This is a genomic window from Pseudarthrobacter sp. AL07 (assembly GCF_029960665.1).
In the GTDB taxonomy this organism is placed as follows: domain Bacteria; phylum Actinomycetota; class Actinomycetes; order Actinomycetales; family Micrococcaceae; genus Arthrobacter.
The window spans coordinates 34,361-49,949 of the sequence record NZ_JASBRB010000025.1; the positions used below are offsets into that span (position 1 = coordinate 34,361).

The following is a 15,589-nucleotide window of genomic DNA, read 5'->3' on the forward strand; positions in this document are numbered from 1 at the left end:
TCATGAGCTTCAATGACAACGTCCAGCTGGACCCCTCCCAGGTCCAGGACCGGCGCGGCATGGGCCGCGGTGCCAAAGTCGGCGGCGGGATCGGGGGCGGGATCATCCTGCTCATTGCAGTCCTCCTTGGCGTCAATCCAGCAATGTTGGAAGGCCTGACCGGCGGCACTGGCACGGCTGACCAAAATCAAGGGACGGCGCCGGCCTGCGCCACGGGGGCCGACGCTGACGCCCGGCTGGACTGCCGGATTACCGGCACGGTCAACAGCCTGAACGCGTTCTGGCCGGCCTATCTCCAGGAATACAACGTGCAGTACCCCCAGCCGAAGACCGTGATCTTCGATGAAGCCGTCAACAGCGGTTGCGGGACAGCCTCGAGCGCGGTAGGCCCCTTCTACTGCCCCACGGACAGCACCGCCTATTTCGACCCCGGCTTCTTCCAGGAGCTCGTGAACCGCTTCGGATCCTCGGGAGGTCCTTTGGCGCAGGAGTACGTGGTGGCCCACGAATTCGGCCACCATATCCAGAACGTGCTGGGGTACCTCGACCGTGCGCAGCAGGATCCGCAGGGGCCGGCGTCCGGTGCTGTCAGAACGGAGCTCCAGGCCGACTGCTATGCCGGGCTCTGGGTAAAGCACGCCTCAACCCAGCCCGGACCCGACGGCCAGCCGTTCCTGGAACCGATCACCCAGCAGGACCTCAAGGATGCCCTGTCCGCAGCTTCGGCGGTGGGCGATGACCGGATCCAGGAGGCCGCCACGGGCAGGGTCTCGCCCGAGGCCTGGACGCACGGCTCCAGCGAACAACGGCAGAAATGGTTCTACACCGGCTATACCAGCGGCGACATTAACCAGTGCGACACGTTCTCGTCGCCTAGCCTGTGACAGGATCTGTCGCCGACGGCAGCACGAACTAGAAAAGAACGACGACGGCCGGCTTCCTCCGCTGGGGAGGTAGCCGGCCGCCGTCGTACTTTCCATGTCAGATGTTGAAGCCGAGGGCCCGCATCTGGTCCTTGCCGTCATCGGTGATCCGCTCCGGTCCCCACGGCGGCATCCACACCCAGTTCAGGCGCCAGTCGTCCACCACGCCGTCCAGGGACTTGCCTACCTGCTCCTCGATGACATCGGTGAGCGGGCAAGCTGCCGTGGTGAGCGTCATGTCGATCAGCAGCGCACCGTCCTCGTCGGAGTACTTCAGGCCGTACAGCAGCCCGAGGTCCACGATGTTCACCCCGAGTTCAGGGTCGATGACGTCCTTGAGTGCCTCTTCGACGTCCTCGAGGCCCGTGCGGGCCACATTGATTTCGGTCATGGCAAGTCCTAACTAGGCCTGGGCAGCAGCGATGGTGGCTGCGCCGGCGCCCGTGGCGTAACGGTCGTAGCCTTCGTCTTCAAGGCGGTCTGCCAGCTCCGGGCCGCCCTCTTCGACAACCTGGCCGTCCACGAATACGTGGACAAAGTCAGGCTTGATATAACGCAGGATGCGGGTGTAATGCGTGATGAGCAGCGTGCCCATGTTGCCCGTCTCATGAGCGCGGTTGACGCCTTCGGACACAACCTTCAGGGCGTCAACGTCCAGGCCCGAGTCGGTCTCGTCCAGGATGGCGAACTTCGGCTTGAAGAGTTCCAGCTGGAGGATCTCCACGCGCTTCTTCTCACCGCCGGAGAAGCCCTCGTTGACGTTGCGTTCGGCGAAGTCAGCGTCGATGCGCAGCTGAGCCATGGCCGCCTTGACGTCCTTGGTCCAGGTGCGCAGCTTGGGTGCTTCGCCGTCGATGGCGGTCTTAGCGGTGCGCAGGAAGTTGGTCATGCTCACACCGGGGACCTCCACGGGGTACTGCATGGCCAGGAAGATGCCGGCACGGGCACGCTGGTCAACGCTCATGGCGAGGACGTCTTCGCCGTCGAGCGTGATGGTTCCGTTGGTGACCTTGTAACGCGGGTGCCCGGCGATGGTGGAAGCCAGGGTGGACTTGCCTGAACCGTTGGGGCCCATGATGGCGTGGGTCTGACCGGTCTTGATGGTCAGGCTGACGCCCTTCAGGATCTCCTTGGTGCCCTGCTCCGTGTCAATGCTGACGTGCAGGTCCTTGATCTCAAGAGTAGACATAGGTCTTGTTCTCCTCTGCACCGCGCCCTCCGGCGGTGGTGCGGTCTGTATCTGGAAGTTTTGGTTCTGTTGCTTGGTATTGCCGCGGGCGGCTGATCTGTCCGGCTGATGCTGCTAGCTGACGTTCGGGGCTTCCGCTCCGTTGAGCACGTTCGTAAAGTCCACGTAGACCTCGTCGCCGACGATCTCGACGGCGAACACGGGGACGGGATCGTAAGCGGGCAGCTGCAGCGGCTCACCGCTGCGCAGATCGAACTGGGAGCCGTGGCCCCAGCATTCGATCATGCACCCTTCCACTTCGCCCTCGGACAGAGAGATGTCCGCGTGCGAGCATGTGTCCCCGATGGCGTGGATGTCTCCCATGGAGTCCTTGACGATGGCTACGGGGTAGTCATCGATCAGAATCCGAAGAGCCTGCTTGAGCTGGATTTCATCCGTTTTGCAGACAAATTCGCCCTTTGGCTGGTCAGTCATCTGTTTTCCGCGCCGTCTAGTTGTTCGTGACGGCGAGTTCGCGCTCAACAGCCTCGGTAAGCCGCTCTTCGAGGGCCGGTACCTTGATCTGCTGGATGATCTCGTGCAGGAAGCCACGGACCACCAGGCGGCGGGCAACATCCTCGGGGATGCCGCGGGCCATGAGGTAGAACAGGTGCTCGTCGTCCAGCCGGCCGGTGGCGCTGGCGTGGCCGGCTCCCTTGATCAGCCCGGTTTCGATCTCGAGGTTCGGCACGGAGTCGGCGCGGGCGCCGTCCGTGAGCAGCAGGTTGCGGTTGGCCTCGTAGCTGTCAGTGCCTTCGGCTTCCTTGCGGATCAGGACGTCGCCTACCCACACGGCGTGGGCGTTGCGGCCCTGCAACGCACCCTTGTAGAGCACATTGGAGGTGCAGTTCGCCACCGCGTGGTCAACGAAGAGCCGTTGCTCCAGGTGCTGGCCGGCGTCGGCAAAGTACAGGCCGAACATTTCCGCTTCGCCGCCGGGGGCGGTGAAACGGGCCGAGGGCGTGACGCGGACCAGGTCCCCGCCAAGGCTGACCACGACGTGCTTGAACTTGGCGTCGCGGCCGATCTTTGCCTGCTGGGAGGAGGCGTGAACGGCGTCGTCGTTCCATTCCTGGAGCGAGACAACAGTGAGGTTGGCGCCGTCTTCAACAACGATTTCGATGTTTTCGGACACAACGGCCGAACCCTGGTGGTTGAGGACCACAACGGCCTTGGAGAACTTCTCCGCTACTATCACCAGGTGCTGGGCGGCTGCCGCCGTCGAGGTACCGTCGATCGCAACAGTGACCTCGGTGTCGGCTTCAAACTCAGCCGGGATGGTGAGGACGGTGGCTTCGCTGAAGTTTTCCCAGGCGTTCGCGGACACGCGGTCCTCCGGGATGCCGGCGGACCCGATGCGCTTGTCGCCGCGTGCCACGCTTTCAACCGTGACCTGCTCCGGGCCGCTGACGGTTACGGTCGGAGCCGCTCCCGCAAGGACCTCACTGTGCAGGCCTCGCAGGCGCTTGAGCGGGGTGAAGCGCCAATCTTCCTCAAGCCCGGTGAGCGGCTTGAAGTCCGCCAGGTTGTACGAGGTCAGCCGGCCAGCGCGTGAGCTGTCCGGAATGCCGACGCCGCCGCCGTGCGAGTGGCGCTTGACAGCTTCCCCGGCCAGCGGGGCCTTGGAAGCGTTCGAGTTGATCGGAGACAGGCTTTCGCCCTCTTCCGTGAAACCGTTAATAAACGGCTGGGCCGAGGGCGCGCCGATGCGCGCCTTTTCAGTAGTGATTTCAGTCATCGTTATCCGACGGACCCTTCCATCTGCAGTTCAATCAGGCGGTTCAGCTCAAGTGCGTACTCCATCGGGAGTTCGCGGGCGATGGGCTCAATGAAGCCACGGACGATCATCGCCATGGCCTCGTCTTCGCGCATGCCGCGGGACATCAGGTAGAAGAGCTGCTCTTCGCTGACCCGGGAAACGGTTGCTTCATGGCCCATCACCACGTCATCCTCGCGGATGTCGATGTACGGGTAGGTGTCCGAACGGCTGATGGTATCCACCAGCAGCGCGTCGCAACGGACGGTGTTCGCTGAGTGCTTGGCACCTTCACGGACCTGGACCAGTCCGCGGTAGGCAGCTCGTCCGCCGCCGCGGGCCACGGACTTGGAAATGATGGAGCTCTTGGTGTTCGGCGCGATGTGCACCATCTTCGAGCCGGTGTCCTGGTGCTGACCGGCGCCGGCGAAGGCGATGGACAGAGTCTCGCCCTTTGCGTGCTCGCCTACGAGGTAAACGGCCGGGTACTTCATGGTGACCTTGGAGCCGATGTTGCCGTCAACCCATTCCATGGTGGCGCCTTCTTCGCAGATGGCACGCTTGGTCACCAGGTTGTACACGTTGGTGGACCAGTTCTGGATGGTGGTGTAACGGACGCGGGCGCCCTTCTTCACGATGATTTCCACCACGGCGGAGTGCAACGAGTCCGAGGTGTAGATCGGCGCGGTGCAGCCTTCGATGTAGTGGACGTAGGAGTCCTCGTCGGCGATGATCAGGGTGCGTTCGAACTGGCCCATGTTTTCCGTGTTGATGCGGAAGTATGCCTGCAGCGGAATGTCGACGTGGACGCCCTTGGGGACGTACACAAAGGAACCGCCGGACCAGACGGCCGTGTTCAGCGACGCGAACTTGTTGTCGCCCACGGGGATGATGGTGCCGAAGTACTCCTGGAAGATCTCCGGGTGTTCGCGCAGCGCGGTGTCGGTGTCCAGGAAGATGACGCCCTGCTTTTCGAGGTCCTCACGCAGTTGGTGGTAGACAACCTCGGACTCGTACTGGGCGGCGACGCCGGAAACCAGGCGTTGCTTTTCGGCCTCGGGGATGCCGAGCTTGTCGTACGTGTTCTTAATGTCCTCGGGCAGGTCCTCCCAGCTGGTGGCCTGCTTCTCGGTGGAACGCACAAAGTACTTGATGTTGTCGAAGTCGATGCCCGAGAGGTCTGCACCCCAGGTGGGCATGGGCTTGCGGTCGAAGTACTTCAGGCCCTTGAGGCGAAGATCGAGCATCCATTTCGGCTCGCTCTTCTTGGCCGAGATGTCGCGGACGACGTCTTCATTGATACCGCGGCGGGCGTTGGCACCGACATCGTTCTTGTCAGACCAGCCGTACTCATACGTGCCGATGCCGTGGAGCTCAGGATTCTTTTCCAGAATCTCCGAGATCACAGTGTCTTCGGCTACCGCTTTCTCTGATAGTTGGTCCGTCATCACGGCCTTTCTTGCTGATGGTTGGTTACTTCATCCAGGCTGGCGGGGGCTGCCTGCGGGACGCGTGGTCCCCCGGCGGCCAGCCTGCCTGTGGGTATGTGGGTAGTGCAGACGTGTCCGCCGCGCGCCAGCGTGGACAGGCGGCGCACGTCGACGCCGACGAGACGGGAGAACACTTCGGTCTCCACATCGCAGAAGACGGGGAACTGGGCGGCGAGCTGCTGGATGGGGCAATGCCCCTGGCACAGCTGGACGCTGGACAGTGCTGCCGGCAGCGGGGCCCTGGCTTCGATCGAGGCGGTCGACGCCACGAACCCATCCCGGCTCAGCGCCGTGGACAGTGCTTGCGCCCTGGCGGTGATGTCCGGTCCGGCCTGTTCTATCTCGGGTGCGTAACGGCGTTCCATGTCGGCAAAACGTTCGACGGCGAACGCGCGGACTGCCTGTTCGCCCGCCACCGCCTGGAGCTGCTTGAGCGCGAGGGCGGCGATGTCGAGGTAATCGTTGCCAAGCGTGGACTGGCCCTGCGAGCTCAGGACGTAGCGGCGGGCTGGTCGCCCCGCGCCTGCACCTGCCCTGGCTGCACGCTTGACCTCAATAACCCCACTGCGGGCCAGATGATCAAGATGCCTCCGGACAGCGGCTGGCGTGAAACCGAGCATGTCACCGAGTTCCGCAGCGCTGATGGGGCCATGCTCAAGCACGGCGCCAAGAACCCGGTCCCGGGTACGCTCGTCGGAGTCAGCTACCGGCACAGCGGCCACGTGGCCGCGATCAGCGGCGGTACGTGGCGCTCTGTGCCCGGCAAACGGCACAGCAGCAGCATTGGTCATGGAATACACAACACAATCATGTCGTAATTTACTCCCCCGTACTAGTAAGGTCAGGCTGACCTGCGGCTGGGGTCACCTGCGGCCCCGCCAGTACTACATCGCGTAGAATGCTGGGGTGCGATCCCCCGAATCCCCGGTTCTGTCCATCAGCGGGTTAATCAAGGATGTTGGTCCGCTGGCCAGCCTGGACGGAAAAATGCTCCGGGTAGTCAACGGCGTATCTTTTGTGGCCGAACGCGGCCAGGTCACCGCCCTCCTGGGCGCCAATGGAGCTGGAAAAACCACCACCATCGAATGCGCCCAAGGCCTGCAGAAACGCAACGGGGGCAGCATCTCGCTGCTCGGCCAGGATCCGGGCCGAGCGGGCGCTGACCTGCGGTCCCGCGTAGGCGTGATGCTTCAGGACGGCGGCCTCCCGCCGTCGGCACGTCCCATCCCGCTCCTGCGGCACATCGCCGGAATGTACGCGAGGCCCCGCTCCGTCGACGAACTGGTGGAACGGCTTGGTATTGACACCTTCGCCAGGACAACCGTCCGCCGGCTTTCCGGTGGGCAGAAACAACGGCTGGCACTCGCCGCAGCCCTGATCGGAAATCCGGAAGTCCTATTCCTGGACGAGCCCAGCGCCGGCCTGGATCCCCAGTCCCGGCAGCTGGTGTTCGAGCTGATCTCGGAACTGCGGGCAACCGGGATGGGCATCATCCTCACAACGCACCTGATGGACGACGCCCAGCGGTTGGCCGACTACGTGTACATCATTGACGCCGGCAGGAACGTCGCCGAGGGAACAGTTCCCCAGCTACTGCAGCGCGACCCGGCGGTGGAGGCCGGCGCGGACCATATCCGCACCCTGGTGTTCGAGGCGCCCCCCGGGCTGGATTTCACCGGCGTGCTACCCCAAGCCATCGCGGTCTCTGAAACGCGGGCCGGAAGCTACGTTGCCATGGGTGCCCTCACACCCCACGATCTCGCGTCGCTGACCGCTTGGTGGGCTGCCCACGACGTTATGCCCGGTTCCATGAGCCTTGCGGCTCGAAGCCTGGAAGATGTCTTTCTCGACATCTCGGGAAAGGACATCCGATGACGGCTCCCGCAGCCAGCGCCACCCAGGGAGCGCCGGCCACGCTGCTGCGCCGCGTCCTGCTGCAGGGCAGGTATGAATCCCTGACCATGCTCAGGAACGGCGAGCAGCTGATCCTCGCCGTGGTCCTGCCGCTTCTTGTGCTGGTGGGGCTCACTGTCACCCCATTCCTTGACGGCTTCGGAGCCAGCCGAATCAATGTGGCGGTCCCAGGCATCCTGGCTTTGTGCGCGATGTCCACGGCATTTACCGGGCAGGGAATCGCCACCGGATTCGATCGGCGGTACGGAGTTCTCCGCTTCCTGTCCACCACACCCCTGGGCCGCGAAGGCCTCATCGCGGGTAAAGTGCTGGCGGTCCTGGCGGTACTCTGCCTCCAAGTTGCCGTTGTGACACTGGTGGCGCTTCCTCTGGGCTGGCAGCCGCCTGCCTCCGGCTGGCTCCCTGGCCTGTTGCTGCTGGCCCTGGGCGCCGTGGCGTTCACCGCGCTGGGACTCCTGGTGGCCGGCACCGTGCGGCCCGAGGCCACCCTCGCCATCACCAACCTGCTGTGGATCCTGCTGGGCGCCCTCGGCGGGATCGTTATTCCCGCGGGACGGCTGCCCGCGGTGGCGCAGCAAGTGGTCCACTATCTACCCTCCGGCGCACTCGGCGAGGCCATGCGCGAAGCATTCCTGCACGGCTCGCTGAACAGCGGCGCCGCGCTTATCCTGCTGCTCTGGACAGTTCTTGCCGGGGCAGCAGCCATCCGTTGGTTCAAGTGGAATTGAGATATCCGTGAGCACGGCTTCACGCCTCCCCCAGATCGCCGGCCGCCTCGTCGCGAGACTCCCCCGTACCGTTGACACCAGCGTCCGCCGCCTCGCGGTGGCGTCCCTGGTTGGCCAGACGCTGCTGGTGGTGACCGGCGGCGCGGTGCGGCTGACCGCGTCCGGCCTCGGCTGCCCGACGTGGCCACGCTGCACGGACACCTCTTTGGTGAACACTGCCGAAATGGGGATTCACGGCTTCATTGAGTTCGGCAACCGGCTCCTGACGTTTGCGTTGGCAGCGGTTGCGGTGGCCATGCTTGTGTACTTGTGGAACCTTCGCAAGGAGCGTCGGGACCTCTTCCTGCTGGCGCTTGGCCTGCTGGCCAGTATTCCGGCACAGGCGGTGATCGGTGGTGTCACTGTGCTGACCAACCTCAATCCGTGGGTGGTGGGCCTTCACTTCCTCGTGTCCATGGCCCTCGTGGTGATCGCCACGCTGCTCGTCAACCGGGCTTACGGCAGGACGGGCCGCCACGCCGGCATCCAGCTCCCCGCATTGCCGGGCGTCATGCGTCCGATGACTGCCGCCGTCGCGCTTTTCTCTGCTCTTGCCGTGATGCTCGGCGTTGTGGTGACCGGCTCCGGCCCCCACGCCGGTGACGCCGACGCGCCCCGCAACGGACTCGACTGGGATCTGTTCTCCCACATCCATGCCGTTCCGGCGTACCTAATCACGGCCGGAACATTGCTCGCAGTGGTGCTGGTGATTGTCCGCCGGATCCGGGGACCGTTCCGCACCGCCGTCCTGCTGCTCCTGGCCGTAACCCTGCTGCAGGCAGCCATCGGCTTCACCCAGTACTACAACGGCATCCCCGCGTTGCTGGTGGGCGCCCACATGCTTGGCGCGGCACTGCTGATGAGCGCGGCAACAAACACCGCCGACCTCGCCCGCTCAAGCCCGGTCACGTAAGCGCGCCGCCCGGCAACTGCCGATTAGTCAAACGCGGGGTCACTTACCGCCCATCCGGAGGCCCGGAACGGGCGGTAGGTGACCCCGCGTTGTTTGTTGAGGAGGGCTACTGGCTGATGATCGCTGATCCGACGAACGGATCCACGGCCAAGGCGATGAACAGCAGTGTCAGGTAGCTGATGGAGCCGTGGAAGACCTTCATGGCCCGCTTGTCCGAGATGTCCTCGCGCTGCGCACGGTTATACAGGGAGTGCGACTCGTTCAGGAACCAGGCACCTGCCAGGACTGCGGTGGCCGTATAGACCCAGCCCGCGCCACCGGCGGGGACCAACAGCAGCGAGCAGGCCACCATGGCCCAGGCATAGAGGACTACCTGGACAGAAACCACCTTGGCGCCGGCGATCGCTCCCAGCATCGGCACGTTGGCGTTGCGGTAGTCCTCGCCGTAGCGCATGGAAAGCGGCCAGTAGTGCGGCGGCGTCCAGAGGAAGATGACCATAAACAAAATGACGGCGGGCCACTCGACGGTGTTGGTCACAGCGGCCCAGGCAATCAGCACCGGGAAGCAGCCCGCGGCTCCACCCCACACAATGTTCTGTGCCGTGCGGCGCTTGAGAATAATGGTGTAGATGACCACATAAAAGAAGATCGCGCCCAGCCCGAGCCACGCTGCCAGCGGGTTGGCCCCGAACCAGAGAATTCCAATTGCCGCCGCGCCGAGCAGCCACGAGAAAACCAGTGCCTCGCGGGGCGTCACCTCGCCGGTGACGAGGGGACGGTTCTCAGTCCGGTGCATCAGTTTGTCGATGTCGCGGTCCAGGTAGCAGTTGAAGGCACCGGCGCTGCCGGCAGCAAACGCGCCGCCTACCAAGGTGGCCAGGATCAGCCCGATCGGCGGGAAGCCGCGCTCGGCGTAGATCATGGTGGGGAGGGTGCTGACCAGCAGCAACTCAATGACACGCGGCTTGGTGAGGGCGAAATACGCCTTGGCCTTACGGGCGAACCCGGCTCCCCCTCTGGTGCGGGAAGCGTTAAGCGGCGTATCTGTTGTGCTCACGGTGGCAGTCACCCGTTCTGGTTGGCAGTTCTGTCTGGCGGTGCAGCTGTGTTTTAAGGCCGTTGGCCGGGCAGCCCGCCAATGGTCATCACGAGTAGGTCCCGGCAACGCCTAGTCTGCCGCCGCCCTGATTAGGGCTCGGCTACCGGCGTAGGCCTGCAAATATCATACCGTGCGCATTTGTAACAGATGCCCCATGATTAGGCCCTGATGATTGCTGGCAGGGTGATTCGAGCAGATTAACTCAACCTCACGAAATGACGATTCACATAAGGGGAAATTGCGTCCAAAACGTGAGATTTGCGCTGACCGGAGAGTGGAATGGAGCTAAGCTGTCACCAGATCAGCACGCGGCAGAAATGCGTTGGAAAACGCGTTCCAATAGCCCTGCTGAATGATAGATCAACGTTTCGATGGTGAACGGCTGGTACACACCGCAGCAGGCACCATAGCGTGCCCCGGAGCGGATCCCGTGTACCGCCCACCATCAGCACAGAGAGGGGCCCGGTTTTCGTGCCACATTTGGAAGAGCAAGAACTGTCATGGACCAGCTTGGACCAGCGCGCGGTGGATACCGCCCGTGTATTGGCTGCGGATGCCGTGGAGAAGGTCGGCAACGGCCACCCCGGTACGGCCATGAGCCTGGCACCCGCCGCATACCTTCTCTTCCAGAAGCTGATGCGCCACGACCCCCGCAACCCGGACTGGCTGGGACGTGACCGTTTCATCCTGTCGCCCGGCCACACGTCGCTCACCCTTTACATACAGCTGTTCCTGTCCGGCTACGGCCTGGAACTGAAGGACCTTGAGGCGCTGCGCACCTGGGATTCGCTGACCCCGGGCCACCCGGAGTACAAGCACACCGCCGGTGTCGAAATCACCACCGGCCCGCTGGGCCAGGGCCTGGCTTCCTCGGTGGGCTTCGCCTACTCACAACGGCGGATGCGCGGCCTGTTCGACGCCGATGCTGCGGCTGGCGAAAGCCCCTTCGACCACACCATCTGGGTCATCGCCTCCGACGGCGACCTCCAGGAAGGCGTCACGTCCGAGGCTTCCTCGCTGGCCGGGCACCAGGAACTGGGCAACCTCGTGGTGATCTACGACGAGAACCACATCTCCATCGAGGACGACACCGACATCTCCTTCACCGAGGATGTCCTCAAGCGCTACGAGGCCTACGGCTGGCACACCCAGCGCGTCGACTGGACCAAGACCGGCGAATACAAGGAGGACGTGCAGGAGCTGTACTCGGCCCTGCTCGCCGCGAAGGCCGAGACGTCCAAGCCCTCCATCATCTCGCTGCGAACCATCATCGGCTACCCGGCGCCCAAGAAGCAGAACACGGGCAAGATCCACGGTTCCGCACTGGGTGCTGAGGAAGTCGCAGGCCTGAAGTCTGTGCTGGGCTTCGACCCCGCCAAGTCCTTCGAGGTGGACCAGGACGTCCTGGCCCACGCCCGCTCGGTGGTTGACCGCGGTGCCGCCGCCCAGAAGGAATGGGAAGAGTCCTTCAACGCCTGGCAGGCCGCCAACCCCGAAGGCGCCGCTCTCCTGCAGCGCATCGAGGCCCGCGAACTGCCCGAAAGCCTGGACGCCGCACTCCCGGTCTTCCCGGCCGGCAAGGACGTCTCCACCCGGGCAGCGTCGGGTAAGGTCCTGAACGCACTGGGACCGGTCATGCCGGAACTCTGGGGCGGTTCGGCTGACCTCGCCGAGTCCAACAACACCACCATCGAAGGCTCGCCGTCCTTTGTGCCCGCCTCCAAACAGACCGACACCTGGTCCGGCAACCCCTACGGCCGGGTCCTGCACTTCGGCATCCGTGAGCACGCCGCCGCATCGATCGTGAACGGAATCTCGCTGCACGGCCGGACCCGCGCGTTTTCCGGTACGTTCCTGATCTTCAGCGACTACCAGCGCCCGGCCATCCGGCTCGGCGCCCTCATGGGCGTTCCGTCACTGTATGTCTGGACGCACGACTCCATAGGCCTGGGCGAAGACGGTCCCACCCACCAGCCGGTGGAGCAGCTCTCCACGCTGCGCGCCATTGTGGGCCTGGACGTAGTCCGCCCCGGCGACGCCAACGAGGTGGGCATCGCATGGAAGACCATGCTGGAGAACCACGAAAACCCGGCCGGCATCGTCCTGACCCGTCAGAACGTCCCCACCTTCGCCCGCGGTGAAGGCGTGGCCGACGGCGACACGTTCGGTTCCGTTGACGGCGTCGCCAAGGGCGGCTACGTCCTGGCAGAAGCGGCCAAGGACGGCGCCACCGTTCCGGCCGACGTGCTGCTGATAGGCACCGGCTCCGAGGTCCAGCTGGCCGTCCAGGCCCGCGAAGCCCTCCAGGCCGAAGGCATCGCCGCCCGCGTCATCTCCATGCCGTGTGTGGAGTGGTTCAACAAGCAGGACGCGGCTTACCGCGAGTCCGTGCTCCCCGCAGCCGTCAAGGCACGGGTCTCCGTCGAAGCCGGTCTGGCCTTGGGCTGGAGGGAATTCGTTGGCGATGCCGGCCGTTCCATCTCGCTCGAGCACTACGGCGCTTCGGCAGACTACAAACGCCTGTTCCAGGAGTTCGGCATCACCGCGGAGGCTGTCGCCGCCGCCGCCAAGGACTCCCTCGCTGGCCTGCAGGCCTGAACCCGATATCCAGGAGATACAAAAAATGACTACCCCCACACAGCAGCTCTCCGCCGCCGGAGTATCCATCTGGCTCGATGACCTTTCCCGCAGCCGCCTTGAAACAGGCACGCTGCGCAAGCTGATCGAAGAGAAGAACGTCGTTGGTGTGACCACCAACCCGTCCATCTTCCACGCCGCCATCACCGCCGGCACGGACTACGACGCCACCATCGCGGCCCAGGCAGCAGCCGGCGCCAGCGTCGAGGAGACCATCTTCGAAATCACCACCACCGACGTCGCTGACGCCTGCGACCTCTTCGCACCGGTGGCAGCAGCTACCAGCGGTGTCGACGGCCGTGTTTCCATCGAAGTTGACCCGCGCCTGGCCTGGGACACGGCCGGCACCATCGCCGAAGCCAAGCACCTATACAAGAAGGTCAACAAGGACAACGTCCACATCAAGATCCCGGCAACCCTTGAAGGCCTCGAAGCGATCACCGCGACGCTGGCTGAGGGCATCAGCGTCAACGTGACCCTGATCTTCTCGCTCGAGCGCTACCGCGCTGTCATCAACGCTTTCCAGTCCGGCCTGGAGCAGGCCAAAGACAACGGCCACGACCTGTCCACGATCCACTCGGTGGCGTCGTTCTTCGTCTCCCGCGTGGACTCCGAAATCGACAAGCGCCTCGACGCCATCGGCACCGATGAAGCCAAGGCCCTCAAAGGCAAGGCCGGCGTAGCCAACGCCCGCCTGGCCTACCAGGTGTACGAGCAGCTCTTCGCCACCGAGCGCTGGGCACTGCTGGCCGAAGCCGGCGCACGTCCGCAGCGTCCGCTGTGGGCCTCCACCGGCGTCAAGGACCCGGCCTACCCCGACACCCTGTACGTCACCGAGTTGGCAGCCCCCGGCGTTGTGAACACGATGCCGGAGAAGACCCTGGACGCCACGTTCGATCACGGCGTGGTCACCGGTGACACTGTCTCCGGCACGTACACCGAGGCCAACGCCACACTGGACGCACTGGACGCGCTGGGCATCTCCTACAACGAGGTCGTCGCGCTCCTCGAATCCGAAGGCCTCGACAAGTTCGTGGCCAGCTGGAAGGAACTCCTGGCCGACGTCGAAGGTGCTCTTGCCGCTGCACGGAAGGCTTCCTAACCCACTATGAGCACTCTCAGCTACGACGCCACCGGTGCCGCGCAGCAGGCACTCGAACAGCACCTGCCCGCCCTCGTGGCGGAACGCATTGCCACCCGGATCTTCGCCAAGGACCACACCCTATGGGGTCCCGACGCCGAAGCCGAGTCAGCTGTCCGCCTTGGCTGGGTTGAGGCGGCCACCGTCTCACAGGCCCTCGTGCCCAGCATCCTCGAACTCCGGGGTGCCCTCAAGGCTGACGGCGTGACCCGCATTGTGCTTTGCGGCATGGGCGGATCTTCGCTGGCTCCCGAGGTCATCGCCGGCACCGCTGGCGTCGAGCTGACAGTGCTGGACAGCACCGACCCCGACCAGGTCCGCGCCGCCCTCGCAGACCGGCTGGCCGAAACCGCGATTGTGGTTTCGTCCAAGTCCGGTTCAACCCTGGAGACCGATTCCCAGCGCCGGATCTTCGAGCACGCCTTCACCGAAGCCGGCATCGATGCGAAGAGCCGGATCATTATCGTCACCGATCCCGGTTCCCCGCTGGATAAGGCCTCGCGTGAGGCCGGCTACCGTGCCGTCTTCAACGCCGATCCGAACGTTGGGGGCCGCTACTCCGCCCTCACCGCATTCGGGCTGGTCCCCTCGGGCCTGGCCGGTGTGGACATCCAGGCTTTCCTGGATGAGGCCGAGGAATCCGCTGAGATCCTGAACGAGGACGCCGCCGAGAACATCGGGCTGGCCCTCGGAACGGCCCTGGGCGGAACCAATCCGCTGCGCAACAAGATTGTCATCGCCGAGGACGGTTCCGGCATTGTGGGCTTCGCTGACTGGGCCGAGCAGCTCATCGCCGAATCCACCGGCAAGCTCGGCACCGGCGTCCTGCCGGTGGTGGCCGGACCCACGTCACCGGAGGTCACGTACGGTGCCCCGGACGTCCTGGTGGTGCGGCTGGTAGCCGCGGATGCCGACGTCGAACTCGGCAACAACGAAGTAGCCATCGCGGGCGGCCTGGCCACCCAGATGATGGTGTGGGAGTTCGCCACCGCGGTGGCCGGGCGCCTGCTCGGCATCAACCCGTTTGACCAGCCGGACGTGGAGGCAGCGAAAGTTGCCGCCCGCGGCCTGCTGGACGCGCAGCCTGAACCTACTCCGGCCGCGTTTGTCGACGGGGCGATCGAGGTTCGCGGCGGTGACTGGCTCGGCGATGCGGCGTCCGCACAGGACGCCGTGGATGCACTGCTGGGAACCCTCGACGAGGACAGCTACCTCAGTGTCCAGGCCTACTTTGACCGGCTGGCTTTCGCAAAGCTGGAAGGCATCCGCGACCACCTTGCCGGCGTCAGCGGACGTCCCGTCACGTTCGGCTGGGGCCCGCGGTTCCTGCACTCCACCGGGCAGTTCCACAAGGGCGGACCCGCCATCGGAGTCTTTCTGCAGGTTACGGCCGCTCCCACCGAGGACCTGGCCATCCCGGACCGTGCGTTCACGTTCGGAGAACTGATTTCCGCCCAGGCCGCGGGCGATGCCCAGGTCCTGGCCGGCCATGGCCGCCCCGTCCTGCGACTGCACCTGACCGACCGCGCCGCCGGAGTTGTACAGCTGCAGGAGATCATCGCAGCAGTTGCCACCCGATCAGCATCCGTCACCGAAAACTAAGGCTCAACAGCAAACATGCCAGAAACTGAAAACGGCAGGAATTCCGCGACGCGTTCCGGACGAACTGGCCGTAACCCGTTGCGGGATCCGCGTGATCGTCGTCTGAATCGGATTGCCGG

The 15,589-nt window shown here is 64.5% G+C and carries 14 protein-coding genes; 7 read left to right on the forward strand and 7 right to left on the reverse strand.

Translation table 11 applies throughout. The annotated features are described in order from the left end of the window. Nucleotides 1-2: 2 nt before the first annotated feature. A complete protein-coding gene (locus QK290_RS15380; protein ID WP_282331501.1) occupies nt 3-884 on the forward strand; it encodes a neutral zinc metallopeptidase in 882 nt (293 codons plus the stop codon). Nucleotides 885-981: 97 nt separating this feature from the next. On the opposite strand, the gene QK290_RS15385 is transcribed toward QK290_RS15380, so the two are convergent. The 6 genes from QK290_RS15385 to QK290_RS15410 all read right to left on the reverse strand — a co-directional run bounded on the left by QK290_RS15385 (nt 982) and on the right by QK290_RS15410 (nt 6,197). Further along, the gene (locus QK290_RS15385; protein ID WP_185260509.1) at nt 982-1,314 is read right to left on the reverse strand and encodes a metal-sulfur cluster assembly factor; all 333 of its coding nucleotides are present in this window, start codon (nt 1,312-1,314) and stop codon (nt 982-984) included. A gap of 12 nt (nt 1,315-1,326) precedes the next feature. Further along, nucleotides 1,327-2,112 (reverse strand): Fe-S cluster assembly ATPase SufC, encoded by a 786-nt coding sequence (gene sufC / locus QK290_RS15390; RefSeq protein WP_282331502.1) that lies wholly within the window; start codon nt 2,110-2,112, stop codon nt 1,327-1,329. 114 nt (nt 2,113-2,226) lie between these two features. Further along, nucleotides 2,227-2,586: a non-heme iron oxygenase ferredoxin subunit gene (locus tag QK290_RS15395; protein ID WP_282331503.1), complete on the reverse strand. Its 360-nt coding sequence runs from the start codon at nt 2,584-2,586 to the stop codon at nt 2,227-2,229. Between the two features lie 16 nt (nt 2,587-2,602). Beyond that, the gene (gene sufD, locus QK290_RS15400) at nt 2,603-3,889 is read right to left on the reverse strand and encodes a Fe-S cluster assembly protein SufD (RefSeq protein WP_282331504.1); all 1,287 of its coding nucleotides are present in this window, start codon (nt 3,887-3,889) and stop codon (nt 2,603-2,605) included. Nucleotides 3,890-3,891: 2 nt separating this feature from the next. Continuing rightward, the gene (gene sufB / locus QK290_RS15405) at nt 3,892-5,355 is read right to left on the reverse strand and encodes a Fe-S cluster assembly protein SufB (RefSeq protein ID WP_185260505.1); all 1,464 of its coding nucleotides are present in this window, start codon (nt 5,353-5,355) and stop codon (nt 3,892-3,894) included. Further along, nucleotides 5,355-6,197 (reverse strand): MarR family transcriptional regulator, encoded by an 843-nt coding sequence (locus QK290_RS15410; RefSeq protein WP_282331505.1) that lies wholly within the window; start codon nt 6,195-6,197, stop codon nt 5,355-5,357. The genes sufB and QK290_RS15410 overlap by 1 nt, the downstream gene beginning before the upstream one ends. Before the next feature lie 106 nt (nt 6,198-6,303). Between QK290_RS15410 and QK290_RS15415 the strand changes: the two genes are divergently transcribed. Genes QK290_RS15415 through QK290_RS15425 form a run of 3 tightly spaced genes read left to right on the forward strand, consistent with a single transcriptional unit; the run spans nt 6,304 to nt 8,991 of the window. Next, nucleotides 6,304-7,272 carry an ABC transporter ATP-binding protein gene (locus tag QK290_RS15415; RefSeq protein ID WP_282331506.1) on the forward strand — a complete coding sequence of 323 codons (969 nt, stop codon included), beginning with the start codon at nt 6,304-6,306 and terminating at the stop codon, nt 7,270-7,272. Then, entirely contained in the window at nt 7,269-8,039 is a 771-nt protein-coding gene (locus QK290_RS15420; RefSeq protein ID WP_282331507.1) for an ABC transporter permease, read from the forward strand. Before QK290_RS15415 ends, QK290_RS15420 begins: the two co-directional genes overlap by 4 nt. Nucleotides 8,040-8,046: 7 nt before the next feature. After that, on the forward strand, nt 8,047-8,991 hold the full coding sequence (locus QK290_RS15425) for a COX15/CtaA family protein (protein ID WP_282331508.1): 945 nt from the start codon (nt 8,047-8,049) through the stop codon (nt 8,989-8,991). A gap of 106 nt (nt 8,992-9,097) precedes the next feature. Here the strand turns inward: QK290_RS15425 and QK290_RS15430 are convergent, their stop codons facing one another. Beyond that, nucleotides 9,098-10,060: a heme o synthase gene (locus tag QK290_RS15430; protein ID WP_282331509.1), complete on the reverse strand. Its 963-nt coding sequence runs from the start codon at nt 10,058-10,060 to the stop codon at nt 9,098-9,100. A gap of 510 nt (nt 10,061-10,570) precedes the next feature. Between QK290_RS15430 and tkt the strand changes: the two genes are divergently transcribed. From tkt to QK290_RS15445, 3 genes are read left to right on the forward strand one after another with little or no spacing between them, the layout of a single operon-like run. Next, a complete protein-coding gene (gene tkt / locus QK290_RS15435; RefSeq protein ID WP_282331513.1) occupies nt 10,571-12,688 on the forward strand; it encodes a transketolase in 2,118 nt (705 codons plus the stop codon). A 25-nt stretch (nt 12,689-12,713) separates the two neighbouring features. After that, on the forward strand, nt 12,714-13,829 hold the full coding sequence (gene tal, locus QK290_RS15440; RefSeq protein WP_282331510.1) for a transaldolase: 1,116 nt from the start codon (nt 12,714-12,716) through the stop codon (nt 13,827-13,829). A gap of 6 nt (nt 13,830-13,835) precedes the next feature. Beyond that, on the forward strand, nt 13,836-15,470 hold the full coding sequence (locus QK290_RS15445; RefSeq protein WP_282331511.1) for a glucose-6-phosphate isomerase: 1,635 nt from the start codon (nt 13,836-13,838) through the stop codon (nt 15,468-15,470). Nucleotides 15,471-15,589: the final 119 nt, after the last annotated feature.